This window comes from Halalkalibacter lacteus (genome assembly GCF_036663595.1).
Classification (GTDB): Bacteria; Bacillota; Bacilli; order Bacillales; family Bacillaceae_D; genus Halalkalibacter; species Halalkalibacter lacteus.
Genome location: NZ_JAWRVL010000025.1, coordinates 1 through 18,642, shown reverse-complemented (window position 1 = coordinate 18,642; position 18,642 = coordinate 1). Strand labels below are relative to the sequence as shown.

At 38.9% G+C, this 18,642-nt stretch carries 19 protein-coding genes and 1 rRNA gene; 1 reads left to right on the top strand and 19 read right to left on the bottom strand.

Annotated features, from left to right (window positions below; all coding sequences use genetic code 11):
• Positions 1-126: 126 nt before the first annotated feature.
• The 9 genes from veg to SAZ04_RS16455 form a co-directional block, all read right to left on the bottom strand.
• Positions 127-393, bottom strand: a complete 267-nt coding sequence (gene veg / locus SAZ04_RS16495) for a biofilm formation stimulator Veg (RefSeq protein WP_332697231.1) — start codon at positions 391-393, stop codon at positions 127-129.
• Between the two features lie 356 nt (positions 394-749).
• Complete coding sequence (gene yabG / locus SAZ04_RS16490) at positions 750-1,607, bottom strand: sporulation peptidase YabG (protein WP_332697229.1); 858 nt, start codon at positions 1,605-1,607, stop codon at positions 750-752.
• Positions 1,608-1,656: 49 nt separating this feature from the next.
• A complete protein-coding gene (gene rsmA, locus SAZ04_RS16485; RefSeq protein WP_332697227.1) occupies positions 1,657-2,538 on the bottom strand; it encodes a 16S rRNA (adenine(1518)-N(6)/adenine(1519)-N(6))-dimethyltransferase RsmA in 882 nt (293 codons plus the stop codon).
• Positions 2,523-3,095: a ribonuclease M5 gene (rnmV, locus tag SAZ04_RS16480; RefSeq protein ID WP_332697225.1), complete on the bottom strand. Its 573-nt coding sequence runs from the start codon at positions 3,093-3,095 to the stop codon at positions 2,523-2,525. The genes rsmA and rnmV overlap by 16 nt, the downstream gene beginning before the upstream one ends.
• Before the next feature lie 190 nt (positions 3,096-3,285).
• Positions 3,286-4,506, bottom strand: coding sequence for a resuscitation-promoting factor (locus SAZ04_RS16475; protein WP_332697223.1), 1,221 nt, complete (start codon positions 4,504-4,506; stop codon positions 3,286-3,288).
• A 258-nt stretch (positions 4,507-4,764) separates the two neighbouring features.
• Complete coding sequence (locus tag SAZ04_RS16470; RefSeq protein ID WP_332697221.1) at positions 4,765-5,535, bottom strand: TatD family hydrolase; 771 nt, start codon at positions 5,533-5,535, stop codon at positions 4,765-4,767.
• Between the two features lie 77 nt (positions 5,536-5,612).
• Positions 5,613-7,604 carry a methionine--tRNA ligase gene (metG, locus tag SAZ04_RS16465; protein WP_332697219.1) on the bottom strand — a complete coding sequence of 664 codons (1,992 nt, stop codon included), beginning with the start codon at positions 7,602-7,604 and terminating at the stop codon, positions 5,613-5,615.
• A gap of 522 nt (positions 7,605-8,126) precedes the next feature.
• Positions 8,127-9,959 carry an ATP-binding protein gene (locus SAZ04_RS16460; protein WP_332697217.1) on the bottom strand — a complete coding sequence of 611 codons (1,833 nt, stop codon included), beginning with the start codon at positions 9,957-9,959 and terminating at the stop codon, positions 8,127-8,129.
• Between the two features lie 67 nt (positions 9,960-10,026).
• A complete protein-coding gene (locus tag SAZ04_RS16455; RefSeq protein WP_332697215.1) occupies positions 10,027-10,983 on the bottom strand; it encodes a DNA double-strand break repair nuclease NurA in 957 nt (318 codons plus the stop codon).
• A 194-nt stretch (positions 10,984-11,177) separates the two neighbouring features.
• On the opposite strand from SAZ04_RS16455, the gene abrB reads away from it, so the two are divergent.
• Positions 11,178-11,468 (top strand): transition state genes transcriptional regulator AbrB, encoded by a 291-nt coding sequence (gene abrB, locus SAZ04_RS16450; RefSeq protein WP_332697213.1) that lies wholly within the window; start codon positions 11,178-11,180, stop codon positions 11,466-11,468.
• Positions 11,469-11,567: 99 nt separating this feature from the next.
• On the opposite strand, the gene rsmI is transcribed toward abrB, so the two are convergent.
• The 10 genes from rsmI to rrf all read right to left on the bottom strand — a co-directional run.
• Positions 11,568-12,434: a 16S rRNA (cytidine(1402)-2'-O)-methyltransferase gene (gene rsmI, locus SAZ04_RS16445; protein ID WP_332697211.1), complete on the bottom strand. Its 867-nt coding sequence runs from the start codon at positions 12,432-12,434 to the stop codon at positions 11,568-11,570.
• Between the two features lie 40 nt (positions 12,435-12,474).
• Entirely contained in the window at positions 12,475-13,218 is a 744-nt protein-coding gene (locus SAZ04_RS16440; protein ID WP_332697209.1) for a tRNA1(Val) (adenine(37)-N6)-methyltransferase, read from the bottom strand.
• Positions 13,219-13,377: 159 nt separating this feature from the next.
• Positions 13,378-13,728: a DNA replication initiation control protein YabA gene (gene yabA, locus SAZ04_RS16435; RefSeq protein WP_332697207.1), complete on the bottom strand. Its 351-nt coding sequence runs from the start codon at positions 13,726-13,728 to the stop codon at positions 13,378-13,380.
• 15 nt (positions 13,729-13,743) lie between these two features.
• Positions 13,744-14,571 carry a PSP1 domain-containing protein gene (locus SAZ04_RS16430; RefSeq protein WP_332697205.1) on the bottom strand — a complete coding sequence of 276 codons (828 nt, stop codon included), beginning with the start codon at positions 14,569-14,571 and terminating at the stop codon, positions 13,744-13,746.
• A 4-nt stretch (positions 14,572-14,575) separates the two neighbouring features.
• The gene (holB, locus tag SAZ04_RS16425; RefSeq protein WP_332697203.1) at positions 14,576-15,565 is read right to left on the bottom strand and encodes a DNA polymerase III subunit delta'; all 990 of its coding nucleotides are present in this window, start codon (positions 15,563-15,565) and stop codon (positions 14,576-14,578) included.
• Between the two features lie 16 nt (positions 15,566-15,581).
• Positions 15,582-15,911, bottom strand: coding sequence for a cyclic di-AMP receptor DarA (locus SAZ04_RS16420; protein ID WP_332697201.1), 330 nt, complete (start codon positions 15,909-15,911; stop codon positions 15,582-15,584).
• A 16-nt stretch (positions 15,912-15,927) separates the two neighbouring features.
• On the bottom strand, positions 15,928-16,566 hold the full coding sequence (gene tmk, locus SAZ04_RS16415) for a dTMP kinase (protein ID WP_332697199.1): 639 nt from the start codon (positions 16,564-16,566) through the stop codon (positions 15,928-15,930).
• Entirely contained in the window at positions 16,559-18,007 is a 1,449-nt protein-coding gene (locus tag SAZ04_RS16410; RefSeq protein WP_332697197.1) for an aminotransferase class I/II-fold pyridoxal phosphate-dependent enzyme, read from the bottom strand. Before SAZ04_RS16410 ends, tmk begins: the two co-directional genes overlap by 8 nt.
• A 151-nt stretch (positions 18,008-18,158) precedes the next feature.
• Positions 18,159-18,365 (bottom strand): sigma factor G inhibitor Gin, encoded by a 207-nt coding sequence (locus SAZ04_RS16405; protein ID WP_332697195.1) that lies wholly within the window; start codon positions 18,363-18,365, stop codon positions 18,159-18,161.
• 203 nt (positions 18,366-18,568) lie between these two features.
• Positions 18,569-18,642 (bottom strand): 5S ribosomal RNA (gene rrf, locus SAZ04_RS23540); the annotation flags it as partial.

The following is an 18,642-nucleotide window of genomic DNA, read 5'->3' as shown; positions in this document are numbered from 1 at the left end:
CACTGAAAAGGGACGGCCTCTTGCTTTGAGTTAACCTCCCTACTAGTATTTACACTTCAGAAACAAATATAACCCTCTGAATTTCCCTTCAGAGGGTTATATTTGTCTGTATATCTAGTCCATAAATTATGCCTTAAGTACGGTCGTGTCTAGTCCCTCTTCACAGAGCATAAGTTCAACCGTTTCCGTTAAAATATCAGCATAACTGTAAGAAACTCGTTCGAACGCATTTTGTTGTTCATCCAATTTCACTATGAACACAGAAGGATATGTTTCTTCAAGGAGACCAGAACGTTCCGACGTTTTCCGACGACCACCATTTGCTTTAATTGTAATTCTCTTACCTACATTAGCATCTAATGCGCGCTTAATGTCTATTAACGTTTTTGCCATTACGACACCCCACCTCACTGTATGTGTAGTATAGCACAATCTACATCTTCCGTCAAATAAATTTAAAATTATAACAAGCAAACGAGATTCTTGTCAATCAATTTTCACGAAAAACAATAAAATGTATCACTACCAATTTGAATTTAGTATGTCAACCCTGAACCAAATTATGTATAGAATAGAGAATTTTTATAAAATGTGGTTTTCCCTTTTCAGAAAAATTGTAGCAACGAGCGGAGCCATTGCCAATTCCCGAATTGTTTACAGTTACAAGCAAAAAAAAGACCTAAAATACAAATCCGGGTCGACACCTGTAAAATGTAATTCGACCAGATTTCTCCTTTAGGTCCATTTTTCTAATCATATTTCATCGGCATTCCGCGTCTCATCACACCTTTTGTTTCAACGCCACCTAATCCTTTTTCCCCAGTTATCGTGTTACGTAAAACATCCGATAAACTAATCCGGTCCATAAAAGAAGTTAAACTAATTCTAGATGCAATATACACTGGATCTAGAGCATGGATATTCACACGATCCGGTGAACTAGCAAAATTGGATCCAGCCTTAATAAGCGTTTCGAAATGAGATTGACACGCTCCTGCAAAAATAATTAATTCATCTTTATTCCATGAATACTTTCTAGCAATTCGAACACATTCAGCAAAATACTTTGTATGACGATACGCTCGTATATCACGCTCGTCACCTTTGTTTTTTAAATATGCGTCATGACCGGTAACGACAACGATATCTGGTTGAACCATTTCAAGTAATGAACCGATCTGTTCTGGCATTTCCTTTTCATGTAAATGAACACCATAAACAGGAACGCCTAACTTATTATATAATTCTGTGCATTTACGTAAATACAACGGATCTCCATCAATGTGCAGGACACGCCCACGTAATTCAAAATAGTTTGATTCGCTCTTGTATCCGGATGTGACATCGTAATCTCCACGTTGCTTCATCAGTTTTGCATCTTGCCGAAAAAGCCGATATGAGTTTTCTACTAATTCTTTTGCTTTTTTCTCATGAGCTGCTCGTTCTTTTTCTGACACTATGACAACATCATCTAGCGGGGCATCGGCAAGCAGACGCATCTCTTCCCCAGCAAGTTCAACATACTGCGGATGCAATTCCACTACCCTAAACAACAGATCACACTGATACGAAAGGCGAGCGACTATATCCCCTTTTTTCAGCTTCATTGTCACGCCTCCTCTCCACTTAAAGTATGTAGAGAAGAGGGCTAATGTGCTAAGATCGCGGTATTCTTTTCAAAAGTGATTCACTTAGACGACCAAACTCCTCAAGCGAGAGAGTCTCCCCTCGTCGTTTTGGGTCTATCTCTGATTCCATTAACGCTTCTTCAATTTCCTGCTTTTTCTCTTTTGAACCAAAATTATGAACAAGATTATTTAATATTGTTTTACGCCTATTCGCAAAACAAGCATGAAATACTTTAAAGAAATACGATTCATCCGTTACACATACCGCAGGTTCATCACGAATCGTCAAACGCAAAACTGCTGAGTCAACACGTGGCTGAGGGACAAATACGGTAGCCGGCACCGTCATAACTCGCTCTGCTGTCGCAAAGTATTGAGCGGCAATTGATAACGCTCCATATTCTTTTTTGCCTGGCTTAGCGGCTATCCGATCTGCCACTTCAGCTTGGATCATCACAACAATTCCTCGAACCTGTAAATGCTCCTCTAATAACTTCATCAAAATAGGCGTTGTTACGTAGTAAGGCAAATTTGCTACAACCATTACATCTTCAATTCCTTGAAACTGTTCGTCCATCACTTCTTGAATATTCGCCTTTAATACATCTGAATGAATGATTGTTACATTATCATAAGGCGCAAGCGTCTCGTCCAAAACAGGAAGCAACCTCTGATCAATTTCAAACGACACAACTTTTTTTGCTCGTTTCGCTAGTTGCTCCGTCAATGCGCCAATACCTGGTCCTACCTCAATAACACCTGTCGTTTCAGTAATATTGGCTGCGTCTACAATATTGTTTAAAACATTTGTATCAATTAAAAAGTTCTGTCCTAAACTCTTTTTAAAACTAAACCCAAATTTAGTTAAAATTTCTTTCGTTCGAGCCGGTGTTGCTATATCTTTTGACATTTCGTTTGTTCCTCCTCAAACACTTGTTGCATTGCTTTTGAAAACTCTGCAGCTGTTATGCGAAACTTTTGCAAACGTTTATGCAGTTGTTTTCCATTTGCATAGCCTATATGTAACAATTCCCCTAAACGTTCCCGCCTTTTTTTTGAGTCAGCTCCTCCTATTAAGCCCGCTGCATGAAGATCTTGCCAGTTAATAATCTCGTTAACATAGTCTTCTTCTCGCTTAGCATGTCTTAAGGCTTGTCTTATTGCTTCTGGAGTTGCGTTTTCGACTCCAAGATCATCAAGATTTTTAGAGATTGCTTCTTTCTTTGGTAAAAAAGCATGCTTACAACCCGGAACGCGTCCCCTGATAATATTCCTTATCCGCTCGCCGGGATAGTCTGGATCTGTTAACACAATGACCCCCCTACGCTCTTGGGCAAGAGCAATTTGAGCAAGTGTACTTTCATTTACTGCCGATCCATTCGTCTCGATCGTATCTGCTTCTACTGCCCTTTTTATTGCTACCGTATCATCTTTTCCTTCTACCACAATTATTTCTTTTATTTTCATCTTATACCCCTGACATTATGCTAATTCTATTTTAACCTGTATCTTTACTTTACATAATTATTAGCAGAAAAGCCAAGGGTGTTGCGTGACTATGGCTCTGTTCGCTACACTCGTTGCTTTGAGATTTTCCAAACAGGGAAAATCTCAATAAGAAAAGCACAGGGTGGATAGCCATCCTGTGCCAACTACATTATTTTATGATTGTCACTTTTACCGTTTTTCTACCCCATCTTAGCGCATCTGATTTCGTTGGTACATGTACATCTATTTTATTCCCTTTAATTGCGCCACCAGTATCACCAGCAACTGCCTCACCGTATCCTTCAACATGGACACGCGTTCCAAGAGGAATCACACTTGGGTCAACGGCTATCACTTTCATATTGCGGTTATTATTTAAATTAATACCTGTAGCAGTTACCCCACTGCAACCAGTACAACCAGCCGTATATGCTGTAGCTGTAACCGTTAAGGTATGTTCATTACTTTGACTAGATCCGCCAGAACTCGAGCTTGTGCTCGCTCCGCGCGATACCGTAGGAGCAGGTTGAGTTCCTACTGCTACAATACGATCCTTACTATCTTTGACCGTTTCACTCTTTACAAGCTCCCTAGACACTTCTTCTCCGTCTTCAAGGATGACTTCATAATGTTTATTAACTTTTCCTTCTTCCCCTGATTGAACGACTTTTTCATTTCCGACTCGTAGTTCATTATCTTTTTGGGTCACCGTTCCAAAAGCAACGGCCTCTTCCACCACATCGGTGACTTTTTCTACTCGTATTACTTTAATTTCTGATTCCTTATCAAGCCTTGTTTCCATTGCAGGCTCAACACGATCAAGCTCACCTAATGTAACACTTTCTCTCTCTAAAAAGTCAGCGACAGTCGTCGAAGTTGTCCATAATTCTTGTTGTTCACCGTCACTAGCAAGCTCAACTAAAAAGGCAGATTCATAGATTAGATTCATTCTATCAGTTATTTCTTCACTTACTGCTGGTGCAATAAAATCATGTTCTTTGTACTCAATATTTAATTCATGTATAAGTTGTTCGACATTATCTGCGGTAGTCCAAACTTTTTCTTCATGTCCCTGAATGGTGACATATACTTTTTTTGCTTGGTCCCAAGCAATTGTCATATTACCGGATATTTCCGATCCCAATTCAGGTTCAACAGAATCATATTCTTGGACTTCCCATTCTTGCTCCTTCATCAGTTCAGCAACTGTTGATGCATGTGTCTGTACTGTAACGTCTTCTCCATCAATCGAGATCGTTACCGTTGCTTTCGTCGTCTCGTATACAGCGTACGTAATCACGCCTGCGAAGAGAATGAGACTGACAATGGAGATAACCAACTTTTCCCTGAAACTTATAACAGGAAGGAGTCGGCTCCTAGTTGTTTCCATTTCACTAAATTCCTCCTTCTCAACGATCGAATTATAAACACTGTACCTCCTTTTGTCAACCCAGTATTTTCATTTTCATTTTCCGCACTGTCCTCATTATCCATGAAAACGGTGGCAAAGAAAACAAAAATTTATCGACACGTCCACTCTATTCACCTGCCAGTCTTTGTAGAACTAATTCGAATGAAGCAAAAAATAGACAAGCATCGTCATCGTTAGTTAATTTTCGCTATCATTATGCGCCAAAAAACACCTTTGTTACAAAGAAAGCCGAAATAGTTTTTTGGCGTTTTTTGTCGTTTGTTTTGCTACTTCCTCATAGTCCATTTCTTTTAGTTCTGCTATTTGCTCGGCAACAAGCTTTACATAAGCAGGTTCATTTCGCTTTCCACGATATGGGTGTGGTGCAAGATAAGGACAATCTGTTTCAATCAACAACCGTTCGATTGGAATTTCTCTTGCTACTTGCTTTGGACGTTTTGCATTTTTAAACGTGACCGGGCCCCCAAGAGATATATGAAAGTTCATCTCTAAACATTCCCTAGCAATTTCTACACTTCCACCAAAGCAATGCATAATTCCACCAACTTCTTTTGCCTCTTCTTCTTTCAAGATATCGACTATATCTTGATCAGCTTCCCGGTTATGAATAATAATTGGCATTTTCACTTTCTTCGCTAACCGAATTTGTTTCCTGAAAACGTCTTTTTGGACCTCTTTCGGTGACTTATCCCAGTGATAATCCAAGCCCATTTCTCCTAATGCAACGACTTTTGGGTGAGCACTTAATTCTTCTAGCCAACCTAAGTGGTCATCGTTCATATCAATTGCATCAACCGGGTGCCAACCTACTGCTGCATACAAAAAATCATACGTTTGGACAAGTTCTAGCGCACGGTTGATTGTTTTCTCATCAAAGCCAACGACAACCATGTATTCAACCCCAGTTTCTTTAGCACGGGTGATCACTTCCTCTACGTCTTCATCGAATTGGTCTGCATTTAAATGGACATGCGTATCAAATAACATCGGTTCAATACTCCCTTTCGTAATAAATTATATCGGTAAAGCAAAAGGAGAGAATTTCACATCTCTCCTTTTACATATTATTTTACTTTTGCCCCATTTGGTAAATTCCCATCTATTGTTGCAAGTTGTAACTTCTTCCCTTTAGAACCTGCTAGAATCATTCCTTGCGACAACTCTCCTCTAAGCTTAACAGGTTTTAAATTCGTTACACAAATTACCTTTTTTCCAATAAGTTCATTAGGAGAATAATATTTCGCGATACCAGATACAACTTGTCGTTTTTCAAAACCAAGGTCTAGTTGTATTTTTAACAAACGATCTGCACCTGATACCACTTCAGCACCTACTACTTCAGCAACGTGCAATTCAACTTTTGTAAAATCATCAATCGTAATTTCATTTTCAGCAACTTCTGGAATTTCTTGTGTTGCTTGATCATCCTCTTTTTTCAGTGCTCCACCCATCATTTCAACAATGCGAGCGACCTCTTCAGCCATATCAAGACGCGGGAAGATAGGCTCGCCTTTTTCAACCGTTGTCCCAGCTGGGATCTGGGCAAACGTTTCTAGATTTGACCAAGATGTTACCTCTTCAGTCAGTCCGAGCTGCTTCCACATTTTCTTTGGCGCCTCTGTCATAAATGGCTGTATCATAATCGATACTTGGCGTAGTGACTCGGCAAGATGATACATAACTGAACCAAGTTGCTCTTTCTTTGCTTCGTCTTTTGCGAGGACCCAAGGCTGCGTCTCATCGATGTATTTATTCGTCCGGCTAATTAATTGCCAAATCGCGGTTAGGGCAACAGAGAATTCCATCTCTTCCATCGCCTTTTCAACTTTTATGACGGTTGCTTGAACTAATTCAACCAGCTCTGCATCAAAAGGAGTTGCGTCTTTCACATACGGTGGAATTTGGCCATCAAAATATTTATTAATCATTGCCACAGTCCGATTAAGTAGATTCCCTAAATCATTCGCAAGATCGTAATTTACGCGCTCAACAAATCCTTCTGGAGTAAAAACACCATCAGAACCAAATGGAACTTCACGAAGTAAATAATAGCGAAGAGCATCGAGCCCATACCGATCAATTAGTGGAACAGGGTCTACCACATTGCCTTTTGACTTCGACATTTTTCCGTCTTTCATTAACAACCAGCCATGGCCAAATACTTTTTTCGGTAATGGCAAATCAAGTGCCATTAACATAATCGGCCAATATATTGTATGGAAACGAACAATTTCTTTTCCGACTAAATGAACATCCGCTGGCCAGTATTTGTTGTAAAGCTCTTCGTTTTCACTTCCATAACCAAGTGCCGTAATGTAATTCGACAAAGCATCTATCCAAACATAGACGACATGATCTGGGTTACTTGGAACTTGAACGCCCCACTTAAACGACGTCCTTGACACAGCTAAGTCTTCTAGACCTGGTTTAATAAAATTGTTTATCATTTCATTTTTACGAGACTCTGGTTGAATAAACGTTGGATTTTCTTCATAGAACTTTAACAGTCGATCAGCATAATTGCTCATCTTGAAGAAATACGATTGCTCTCGTACTTTTTCAACAGGATGCCCACTATCTGGACTCTTCCCGCCAATGATTTCACCTTGTTCATTTTTAATTGGATCAGCTAATTGTCTCTCCGTATAAAAGGTTTCATCAGGAATCGAATACCAGCCTTCGTAGTCATCTAAATAGATGTCACCTTTTTCAAGTAAGCGCTCAAAAATATCAGCAACTACTTTTTTATGGCGTTCTTCTGTTGTCCGGATAAAATCATCATAAGAGACATCTAACTTCTTCCACAAATCTTGTATCCCCGCAACGATTTGATCTGTAAATTCTTGTGGCGTTTGCCCTTTTTCCGCTGCTTTTGTTTCAATTTTTTGGCCGTGTTCATCTGTCCCCGTTAAAAAGCGCACATCATAACCACGAAGGCGCTTATAACGTGCCATCGCGTCCCCTGCAACAGTCGTATACGCATGTCCGATATGAAGTTTATCACTCGGATAATAGATCGGTGTTGTTAAATTAAATGTTTTTCTTTCTTCTGTCATAATATTTCCTCCTCTTTTTACGTAGAAATCAATTAACGAGAGCGTTCTCAACCTAGGATGAAGACATGCTCTGTGCCAAACTTAATTAAGGCGGTGTCAGCTAAGAGTTTCTTCATGCTAAGCTTCATTGAATCCTCTCTACGTCTCGTGCTCCGCTCCTTTTCAACAACACAAAAAAGCCCTCATCCGTATCGGGACGAGAGCATTGATCACGTGGTACCACCCAAAATTCCCTTTCCATTTCACAATAAAAAGGCTCATGAAGTCTAAGACTTCCTCTGTTAACGCCAGCTACGTCACTCTCTTATGTACGTAAGCACACTCGAAAACGAACTCCTCCCTGGACCATCTTCCACCTAGTATCTATACCGGTTTTCAGCTCCCCCGGCTCTCTGCATAGCAATCGCTACCTATAGATAACTAACTGTACTCATCCCTTCATCGGACCTTATATTAGACTAGAACATTCAAACATCCTCTAATGAAATTCTACCCAAAATATACCTAATTCATTCTCCCTAGTCAAGAGCGGTTATACATAGTGGCAAAAGGTGTTTTCTCTTTTTTTATCATTCCTTCTCTACTCAAACGTTCTAACTCCTCCTTCCACGTCTGCACATCCCAATTTTTTTCTGCGTCTTCATTTAATTTCGTTAATTGACTCATAATATTCATTTCAGCCAATGGAAAATAAGAATCCAAAGCTTTTACAAGTTGATCCGCGTCTTGTTCTTTCATTCCCTTCAATTCATCAAATGGGTTTAACGTGTGCGGACTTGCTGAATGTGCCATTCTAATTCTGATGGCCATTGTTCTTCCCATAATAGCTGATGAGACAAATACATCTCCAGATCGTAAATAAGGGAGACGTTTCCCCTCATCATGAGTTAAATCCGTCTCCTCTTTAATTGTTTGAATATCGGTTCCACGTACCGTTCGAAAGACAAACTTCGAATTTAATTGGGCTGTAATCGTTTCATCTAATAGCGTAGGTCGCTGCGTTGCAAAAATAAGAAAGACTCCGTATTTTCTTCCTTCTTGAGCAATCTCTTTTAAAACTGATTTGGCTGGAGCATCGTACCCTTTCGGAGCAAAATTATGAGCTTCATCTGTAACGATAACAAAAGGAGGAAAGAACTCTCCTTGCTTTTGTTGCAACTTTGCATCGCGAAATGTTCGACGTTTCCCGTACAATGCCCCAATGACATAACTAGAAAACACTTGCAAAAGCCAGACTGCACCTTGAATGACCACAAGTTTTCCTGAATGAATTCCTTGCTCAATCGCTCTTATATTTTGTTGAAAGAGACCGGCCAGATGCAATCGGTTCACACGCCACTGAATCCCTTTTACTGAAGCAAGTGGAAGACTACCAAATTGATCGAGTAACTTCCGGTACGTATCAAAACGAGCAAACTCCTCTCGACTCATACCCGCATCATGTACCATTGCCTCGACCTTTTGCTTTCCGAGTTCTAGCGCCCCTGCTAAATTAGCAATCCGATCACTAAACGACTGATAGCTATCTTTTCTTTTATGGACAGATTGAATAACGTTAATCATAGATTCCGTTAACGTTCCAGCTGCTGAAAGAAGGCGCTCTACGTCTCTTGTGGATAGTGCTGAGAAATCAACACCGACATCTTGGCCGATTTGAACGACGATATATTGATCTCGGTACGAACTTGCTTCTGATACCCCTTCAGCTTGAGTGGCAAAGTTCATTTCAAAATGTGGATCAAAAACCAATGTAGGGATTTGTAATTTCATTAATTCTTCTAGCATGACTCGAAGACCAAATGATTTCCCTGAACCTGATCCACCAAACACTCCTATATGAGGGTATTGTTGCATAGCACGAATATCAAAGATAAAAGGAACGCCATGTTGTTTGCGCAAACCGTCATGATCATGAATATGTAACAATCCTTTTAATGATTCTGGCAATGTCGAATCGATAAAATCGGTTGATTTCACTTCACCTAAAACAAGACCATCTCCTGGAGCAGTTTTTACTAACAACGAGGATATTTCATCAAAATGTGGATGACGAACGTTTGAACCTGTCTGAATCGGTTGAACGGCTTCCTCAAAAAGACGCACCTTAGCTAAATGAATATCATCTGCACCTATATCATAGCCAATATGTTCAAGAGTCTTTAACACCTGATCATCCGCAATTCCCTTATCAAAGCCCATTGGAATATAGCGATTATACGAGAACGTCTCAACCACTTCTCCTTTCGGCTGAAACAACGACTCGTCTTCAATGACAACCATTTCATTCATTCGAAATTTATGTGTTTTTGAAGCAACATACACTTCATGTTGCGTTGTTACTCCGACAATTTGCATCTGTTTTCACTCCTTCTCTTTGGTTTTAGGGCCGTGGTTAGGGTCAAACCCTATGTATCGCCATCGCTTAATATGGTCTGGATATACGTTTTTTTTCAAAAAACATCTTTCTCATTTCGGGATCTATGTACTGTTCGACCAAGACTTCGACAAGCTTGTCCGTTACGCGAACTTCTCGGTCGACATGGTCTAACCAAAGTGGAATCCCCCGCCCATCTCGAGGAGTCAGAGTTAATAGAACACTAGCGATCTCTTCTTTGAAAGCTGCCTGTTCCAACAGGACATCAAAACCTGTAATGGCTGGGTCAGACGTTAACCTCATCCAAACAGATTGTAAGCCTGCCTTACTTTGAATATCTTCAATAAAAACCATTTCTTCTTGACGTAAAACTCCAAATAATAAATCACGATCATATGCATGTGGCCGTTGTTGATACGATTGAAACGGTTCTAACTTCACTAAATTCTCTGTTGTAATTTCCTCTGATACGCCAACAAGTAAAACATTGGATTCAATTGCTTTTTTTCTTAATAGCTCCCACTCATCTGGTGCATCAATTCGGTAATGGTACAACGCGCCATCCATCAACAGAACCTGTAACGAACGCTCATCAATCAGTTTAGTTGCCACTGTCAATTCTAATTTCGACAAAATGTGAGAGCGGATATTTATTCTGTTTCCTTCTTCTTCATCCTTACCGTGCAATAAAGGAGAGAAAATATCGGTAGCCTGACATTGGTAGCCTTTTGTTGTTTTGGCTAATGCCTGAAACAAATAAAGAATATGAGGAGAATCGCCTTTCGTCTGATTAACTGATCCATCGACAGCCGCTAACTCCTTATCATTTAACCAGTTGGACAAAGCCTCTGTGGAAAGTCTAGAGATATGTCGAATTTCTGCTCTAGACTCATGAAGTTTTTGTCGAATAATTGTTTTATTGTCTGATGAGTGCTGGTAAATCTTTTGAAGATTTTTATTCACTTTTTTTATTTCATTTACTAATTCAGGACATATTTGCAACATATCTTTTCACCCACCTCATTTCTGTAACTCGCATTATATCAGCGATTCCACCAGTTGGTAAATAATACCATTTTACAAAAAAAAGAAAAAAAGTAATTGACTTGATTTGGAAACACTGGTACTCTTAATTCAGAAGAAAAATGTCGAATAATGACACAAAAATAAATCGTTTTATATGAGAGGAGATACATTTTATGAAATCTACTGGTATTGTTCGTAAGGTTGATGAATTAGGACGCGTTGTTATCCCTATTGAACTTCGTCGCACACTTGACATTGCTGAGAAAGATGCTCTTGAAATCTACGTTGATAATGATCGTATTATCTTAAAGAAATACAAGCCTAATATGACTTGTCAAATTACTGGCGAAGTTTCTGATGAAAACTTATCAATCGCAAACGGAAAAATCATTTTAAGTCCACAAGGCGCACAAGAAATTATTAAAGACCTTCAAGAATATCTTGCTCGCTCAACTCAGGCATAAAATAATTATAGGGGTAACTATAATATAGTTCTACCACACTGACTGTAAGAGTCATTTGCTGGTATGTTCTTGATGAGTCCCCTTTTTTGTTTTTTTGAACTAATCTTGATGATAGTCAGCATAGACGATTCGTTTTTGCACATGTCTTTCTTTCGCAACTTGTTTAATGGCTTCTTTTGATTGCATGCCTAGTTCGACGTAATGGTTGACATGTTGAACAGTTGTTAGTGTTTCCCACCATTGATCTTCTTCTTCTTGCCCATGGCTTCCTTCAACAACAAGACAAAATTCTCCTTTTACAGTGCCTGTTTCGCACCAATCGATCGCTTGTTCGATCGTTCCACGTTGATATTCTTCAAACTTCTTTGTTAACTCTCTACTAATGGTTATTTGACGGTTACCCAATACTTTATACATCGCTTCCAATGCTTCTTTTAATCGATGAGGTGATTCATAAAAAAGCAAAGTTGCTCTTGTTTGCTTAATTTGCTCCAGAAACTGTAGTCGTTGTTTATTTTGACGTGGGAGAAATCCAATAAACTCAAAATGTTCTGTAGAGAGACCAGAGGCAATTAAACTCGTTAATGCAGCATTAGCGCCTGGTAATGAAATGACCTTAATCCCTTCTTTTATAGCTAACTGTACAAGATCTTGGCCTGGGTCAGAAATAGCTGGCATTCCTGCGTCACTAACTAAAGCAATGTCTTTTCCAGCTTTAATTTGACCAATTAGTGATTCTCCTGATTTTCGTTTATTATGTTCGTGATAACTTACTAACGATGTATCAATTTCAAAATGGCGACATAACTTCATCGTTTGTCTCGTGTCTTCAGCTGCAATTAAGTCTACTTCCTTTAACATACGAACAGCACGAAATGTCATATCTTCTAAATTTCCTATTGGAGTAGGAATAAGGTATAGTACTCCTTCTACGCTTTCACTTTTAAAACTCGCTTGTTCGTTCATTCACGTATCCCCTTCTTTGTAACCATCATCTCATTTATTATTACTCACGATTGCCTTCATAGATAAAACGAAATTGCTTTGTGTACACCCCTTGTTCATTGTAAACCACAATAGGTGGAAGACAAGTGAGGCCAGAACGTCCATCTTTAATCCCCTCAACAAGCACCATATTAGCATCTTTATGTTTCTTAGGGTGAATAAATTGAACTCGTTTCGGCTCAATTCGATACGAACGCATGAGAGTCATAATATCCGTAAGCCTTTCTGGCCGATGAACGATGGCCACTTTCCCTTTTTGTTTTACATACTGACTACTAACACGAATCACATCTTCAAGTGTACAATAGATTTCATGGCGCGCAATTGCTAAATGCTCATTTCGATTTCGTTCATGCTCTGTTATTGTTTCAAAATAAGGAGGATTGCATGTAACAACATCAAAGGAACTTCGCTTAACTTCATTTGAAATTTGATTTAAATCTGATTCAATAAACTGAATTCGATTATTTAGTTCATTTAACGCAGCCGTCCGTTTCGCCATATCAGCTAATTTCGATTGAATTTCTACCCCAACTAATTGAGCCTTCGTTCGCGTTGTCAGTAACAGTGGAATCACACCATTGCCTGTACATAGGTCGAGGATCTGTCCTTTTTGAATTGGGACTTGTACAAATCTACCTAGAAGAATGGCATCGATTGAAAATGAAAATACATTTGGGCTCTGAATAACTTTTAGATCCGTCCCCGCTATATAATCGAGTCGTTCTCCTTCTACTAATTTCACAGTTTGTGCACTCCTTTTATAAGAGGAAAGAAAGACAGACCTCTCGATATGAAAGATCTGTCCCCTCTATACATGTTCATAGGCAATAACTTAATGCAGACTACTATACAAGAAACGAACACACGATCATGCGTAGCAGTCATGGCTTCACAGTGTTCGTTACTTTTGATGCAAAAATGATAAACAGAACAAGCAGTCGTCCCCATCTGGGCGTATACTACCATAATGAGTATTACAAACGTGGAAACCCTCTTGATAAAGCCTTGCTAAATTATCATATCCTTCGCCTACAAAGGATTTTTTCTTGCTTTTATCGTTTTTTTGTCCTTTTTCAAGTAACTCTTCTTGCGATTCTAGTCGTTCACGAAGATTTTCATTTTCAATATGAAGAGAATGATTTTCTTCGATTAAATAGGCCAACTGTTCTTTTAACCCTCGTAATTCATGATGCAATTCCCCTAGCCGCTCTTCTAGTTGGCTCACCTGTGTAAAAATTGCTTTTTTGTCCACGATGCTCCCACCTCATCATTCTCTGGCTTCAGACGGCACACCCTCTTTAGCCATTAACTCATCCATTGTGAACTCTACGATTTGCTCACCATCAACTAACTCAACTTGTACAAGCCGCTCCAATAAGTTAAGCCCAACTACTTTTCCTTTTCCTTGAGCTGTCTTAATTCGTTTTCCGATGTCAGGAAGTTCTTGCTTAGCTGACTCATACATATCATTTTCGTATTTAAGGCAACACATCAATCTACCACATAAGCCAGAGATTTTCGCTGGATTTAATGATAAATTTTGATCCTTTGCCATTTTGATCGAAACAGGTTCAAAGTCACCTAAAAATGAAGAGCAACAAAGCACTCGCCCGCAAGGTCCTATTCCACCCAGCATTTTCGCTTCATCACGAACCCCAATTTGACGAAGTTCGATTCTCGTACGAAAAATCGCAGCTAAATCCTTGACTAACTCTCTGAAATCAATTCGACCATCTGCAGTAAAATAAAATAATACTTTATTCCGATCAAATGTATATTCAACATCGACTAGCTTCATATCAAGCTTATGTTCAGTAATTTTCTCTGAACACACATCTAAAGCTTTCTTCGCTGCTTCTAGATTCTCTTGGACAATTAACTTGTCTTTCTGTGTAGCAATCCGAATGACTTGTTTTAATGGAAGAACGACATCGTTTTCATCGACTGTCTTTGTTCCAATCACAACCTTGCCAAACTCAACGCCTCTAGACGTTTCAACAATGACAGTTTCTCCTTTCTCCAACTGAAACGAACCAGGGGAGAAATAATAGATTTTGCCTGCTTTTTTAAAGCGTACGCCCACAACTTGATGCAATCTTCTATCCCTCCAGTATATTAAGCAACAACTTCTCCATCAGCAGTTGAGGATTCACATTTGCAACAAGATGTCTTTTAGCTAGAAGAACATCAGACATTTTCTTGCTGATCGTATCCTGCGAACTAGTTAATGCTTGTTGTTGTAATAGATCAATTTGATCAATATATGTTAAAGAATCGACTTTTTCAACCTTTGAAAACAGTAAGTCGCGAAGCCACAAAAGAATCATATCTAAACCAATTTCGATTTGTGGTTTCTCTTTGAAAAGAGGTAACCACTTTTCTTGTAAAGTAAAAAGAACTTGAGTTGGTCTAGCATATAGCTCTTCCATCAATTGTATCACTACGCTTCGTGCTTGTGCAATCCAATCCCCCTCTAACAATTGCAATGCTTCATCGTAACTTGTTGTTAAACTAGCCAATAAACTGGAAATCACACTAGAATTTCCAGATGTTACGAGTTTGTCTAAAAAAACAGCTCGCGACAAAGGGGAAAATGCTAAATGTTGGCTTCGTGAATGTATGGTCGGTAGAACGTTGCTACCTTGTTCTGTTAACAAAACCGCCAATGTAAGCGTTGCTGGTTCTTCCAAAAATTTTAATATACTATTTGCAGCACCAATGGTCATTAAATTTGCATGTTCAACAATATACACTTTTTTAGCAGATTCAACACCACGGTAAGAAAATTCTTTTTGCAAATGATCGACTTGGTGTTTTTTAATCGACAATCCATCTGGTTCAATCATATGTATATCTGGATGGTTGCCACTTTCAATACGTCTGCAGTTGGTACATTCCAAACAAGGATCAGATCCATTTACATTTTCACAAAAGAAGCTCTTCGCTAAATGAAGAGCTACCACTCGCTTTCCTGTTCCCCTGCTTCCTTCAAACAAATAAGCATGGGCAAGACGGTCCTTTTCAAGCGTTTTGACTAATAAGTCTGTAATTCTAGGTTGTATTTCTTTTAATGTGTTCCATGTTTCCATCTATAATTCAACACCTTTAAAATTGCTCAAATTGCTCAACTGGCAGAACAAAAACAGTTGCTCCTCCAACCTGTACTTCAACAGGATACGGAACATATGAATCTGCATTTCCACCCATTGGCGATATAGGTGCAACGAGTTGATCACGACTTTGACAATTTTCTTTTATAAGAGACATCACATCTTCTATCTTTTCGTCTTCTGTCCCAATTAAAAAGGTTGTATTGCCCGCTTTTAGAAATCCCCCTGTACTAGCAAGCTTTGTCGCCCGGTAATCAGCTTTCACTAGCGCATCAGACAATCTATTACTATCCTTATCTTGGATAACAGCCATTATTAACCTCATATTGACAACTCCTTTATTAGAGTTTGTGACCTGTAAAGCAATTAATTTCTTTCATCGCGTCACGATAAACATCCTCTATTTTTTGATTGGCATTAATGGGTTTAATTCTGTCTGGATATTCATCCATCACCTTGTAATATCCTTTTCGGACCCGTTCATGAAATTGTTTTTTTTCTTGGTCAAGTCGATTTACTTCGCGTCCATCATCATTTTTTATTCGAGTTAGACCAATCTCAGGATCAATATCAAAAAATATCGTCAGATCTGGCATATAACCACAAATAGCAAACTCATTAATCGCTCTTACATCATCAAAACCAATCCCTCTTGCATAACCTTGATAAGCAAGACTACTATCAAGGAATCTGTCACAAAGGACGATTTTACCTTCCTCAAGTGCTGGAATAACTTTTTCAATAAGATGTTGTCTTCTAGCAGCTGCATAAAGCAATGCTTCTGTGCGACTATCCATCTCTGTATGTGCTACATCTAGAATAATCTCTCTAATTTGTTCAGCAATTCGAATGCCACCCGGCTCTCTCGTTCGAACTACATCATACCCTTTTCCCTTTAATGTTTGTTCTATTTTATCTAAGACAGTCGTCTTTCCTGCTCCTTCGCCGCCTTCTACTGTTACAAAAAATCCTTTACCCATTCTCATCCTCCGAATCAATAACCAAAACATCTTCTAACTGTCGTTCAACTTGAAATGTCGCACCAGCCTCTATCAACTTCATGATTTGAGCTAGTGTATTCCGATCAATTCTCTCACCTGGTAGGATAATAGGCACTCCGGGTGGATAAGGAATAATTGCTTCAGCAGCCACGAACCCACAAGCTTCTTCTAAAGGAATTCGTCTTTTCGGTAACTGTCGACATTCATTGGCACTAACTTCTAGTTGTTTGACATCCATTTCTACCTTAGGCGCATTCATACCTAGCTCTTCATTCCTCACTTCATACCCGTGAAGTGATTGTCGTATTAACTCAACAGCTTCTTTGTCAAGCCTATTTTCTCCTAAACCGAAAATGAAAAGAACATGCTTATCATCAGCAAGCTCAGGATAGATGTTGTTCTTACTAAATATTTCCTGAAGTTCGAATCCTGTTAGGCTTGTTGTTGTCCTTATTGTAACTTTTAATGGATCGGAAAGATACCTATCGTCCCAATTTAAAATCCTGAATTGCTTAATGGTAGATAATTCTTCTTTAACTGCTTGAACTCCTGCTAGTATTAGATTTAATTCTCTTTTAGACAACGATTCAGCATATGCTCTAGCCCCATCGAGGGAAGCCATTAACAGGTAAGAAGGACTACTTGATTGGAACATGGATAACGCTTCTTTTATATTATGTCGGAAGTGGTCATTTAGTTTATGACTTATATGTAAAAATGAACTCATTGTTAGTGCCGGAAGCATTTTATGTGCGGACTGCACAACAACGTCTGCTCCTAATTGCAACGTTGAAGGCGGGAATGATTGTCCTAAACAAAAATGTGCTCCATGTGCTTCATCTACTAACACGTGTAAATTTTGTTGTTTAGCTAATGCAATAAGCGGTTGTACATCTATACTAACGCCAAAATAGTTAGGGTACGTTATGAGTAACCCTTTCGTCCTTGGATACATGTTCAATGCTTTCTGTAATGTTTGTTTAGAAATACCAACAGCTAGTCCTGATTCATCATCGAAATCTGGGGTCAGTAAAATGGCAGTCAATCCGGCAATTTGCAAAGCATGGAAGATTGATTTATGACTATTACGTTGTACAAATACTTGATCACCACGACGAAACATACCATACACCATAGCTAAGTTCCCTACTGTTGAACCTCCGACTAAGAAAAAGGTTTCTTTCGCTTGATAAAATCGTGCTGCAGCCTGCTGCGCCTCTAGGATTGCACCTGTAGGGGCATGGAGATCATCTAAACCTGACAACTCGGTCACGTCATAAGGTAATACTGATTGAAAATCTTTATGAATCGTGTGATGAAAAACCGTTCCATTTTTATGTCCAGGCACATGAAAGGATACGGGCCTATTTCTCTGATGCTGTTGTATGGCTTCTATTAAAGGCAGGTTATTAGATTTCAACTAAATTATCTCCTTTTTCGTCCCTTTTTAATTTGCACTTAGATTTATTATTTACTATGACAAATAGCTTCTTTATAATCATACTGCACTTTTTTCTTATTGTTAAGAAACCTACATACATAAATAAAAGCAAGCCATCTAGGCCTGCTTTTTATTTACGAATAAAATTTGAAGATAAATTTCTCATTTGTTTTACTAATGTATGATACGTTTGATCATTTTCATTTACCTGCACCATCTTAGTTTCACAACTACTACAGATAAATGAGTTAACAACGTGCAGCCCTTCTTCTTTCCTTTTGTTACATATGACACATTTATCACCTAGCCGTATTTTCATGATACTAGTCTTTGGCATCTCCATCACCCCTGACTTCATTATCGGCTAATGAATCGAATTTCATACCTATCTTTCTTTTAATCTATTCTTTTCCATATAGTTTTGTGCCTATCCCCTTCAAAAAATCCTTGTTATTTTATTGTACTTTACTTTAACTATCATTAGCTTTTTGAGAATTAATTTCATGCAAAAAAAAGACAACCCTATTGGATTGTCTTTTTGCCTGGCAACGTCCTACTCTTGCAGGGGGAAGCCCCCAACTACCATCGGCGCAAAAGAGCTTAACGACCGTGTT

Excerpts from the sequence above, each read along its gene's own strand:
- veg (WP_332697231.1), bottom strand. The coding sequence starts at position 393 with ATGGCAAAAACGTTAATAGACATTAAGCGCGCATTAGATGCTAATGTA.
- yabG (WP_332697229.1), bottom strand. The coding sequence starts at position 1,607 with ATGAAGCTGAAAAAAGGGGATATAGTCGCTCGCCTTTCGTATCAGTGT.
- rsmA (WP_332697227.1), bottom strand. The coding sequence starts at position 2,538 with ATGTCAAAAGATATAGCAACACCGGCTCGAACGAAAGAAATTTTAACT.
- rnmV (WP_332697225.1), bottom strand. The coding sequence starts at position 3,095 with ATGAAAATAAAAGAAATAATTGTGGTAGAAGGAAAAGATGATACGGTA.
- SAZ04_RS16475 (WP_332697223.1), bottom strand. The coding sequence starts at position 4,506 with ATGGAAACAACTAGGAGCCGACTCCTTCCTGTTATAAGTTTCAGGGAA.
- SAZ04_RS16470 (WP_332697221.1), bottom strand. The coding sequence starts at position 5,535 with ATGTTATTTGATACGCATGTCCATTTAAATGCAGACCAATTCGATGAA.
- metG (WP_332697219.1), bottom strand. The coding sequence starts at position 7,604 with ATGACAGAAGAAAGAAAAACATTTAATTTAACAACACCGATCTATTAT.
- SAZ04_RS16460 (WP_332697217.1), bottom strand. The coding sequence starts at position 9,959 with ATGCAAATTGTCGGAGTAACAACGCAACATGAAGTGTATGTTGCTTCA.
- SAZ04_RS16455 (WP_332697215.1), bottom strand. The coding sequence starts at position 10,983 with ATGTTGCAAATATGTCCTGAATTAGTAAATGAAATAAAAAAAGTGAAT.
- abrB (WP_332697213.1), top strand. The coding sequence starts at position 11,178 with ATGAAATCTACTGGTATTGTTCGTAAGGTTGATGAATTAGGACGCGTT.
- rsmI (WP_332697211.1), bottom strand. The coding sequence starts at position 12,434 with ATGAACGAACAAGCGAGTTTTAAAAGTGAAAGCGTAGAAGGAGTACTA.
- holB (WP_332697203.1), bottom strand. The coding sequence starts at position 15,565 with ATGGAAACATGGAACACATTAAAAGAAATACAACCTAGAATTACAGAC.
- SAZ04_RS16420 (WP_332697201.1), bottom strand. The coding sequence starts at position 15,911 with ATGAGGTTAATAATGGCTGTTATCCAAGATAAGGATAGTAATAGATTG.
- tmk (WP_332697199.1), bottom strand. The coding sequence starts at position 16,566 with ATGGGTAAAGGATTTTTTGTAACAGTAGAAGGCGGCGAAGGAGCAGGA.
- SAZ04_RS16405 (WP_332697195.1), bottom strand. The coding sequence starts at position 18,365 with ATGCCAAAGACTAGTATCATGAAAATACGGCTAGGTGATAAATGTGTC.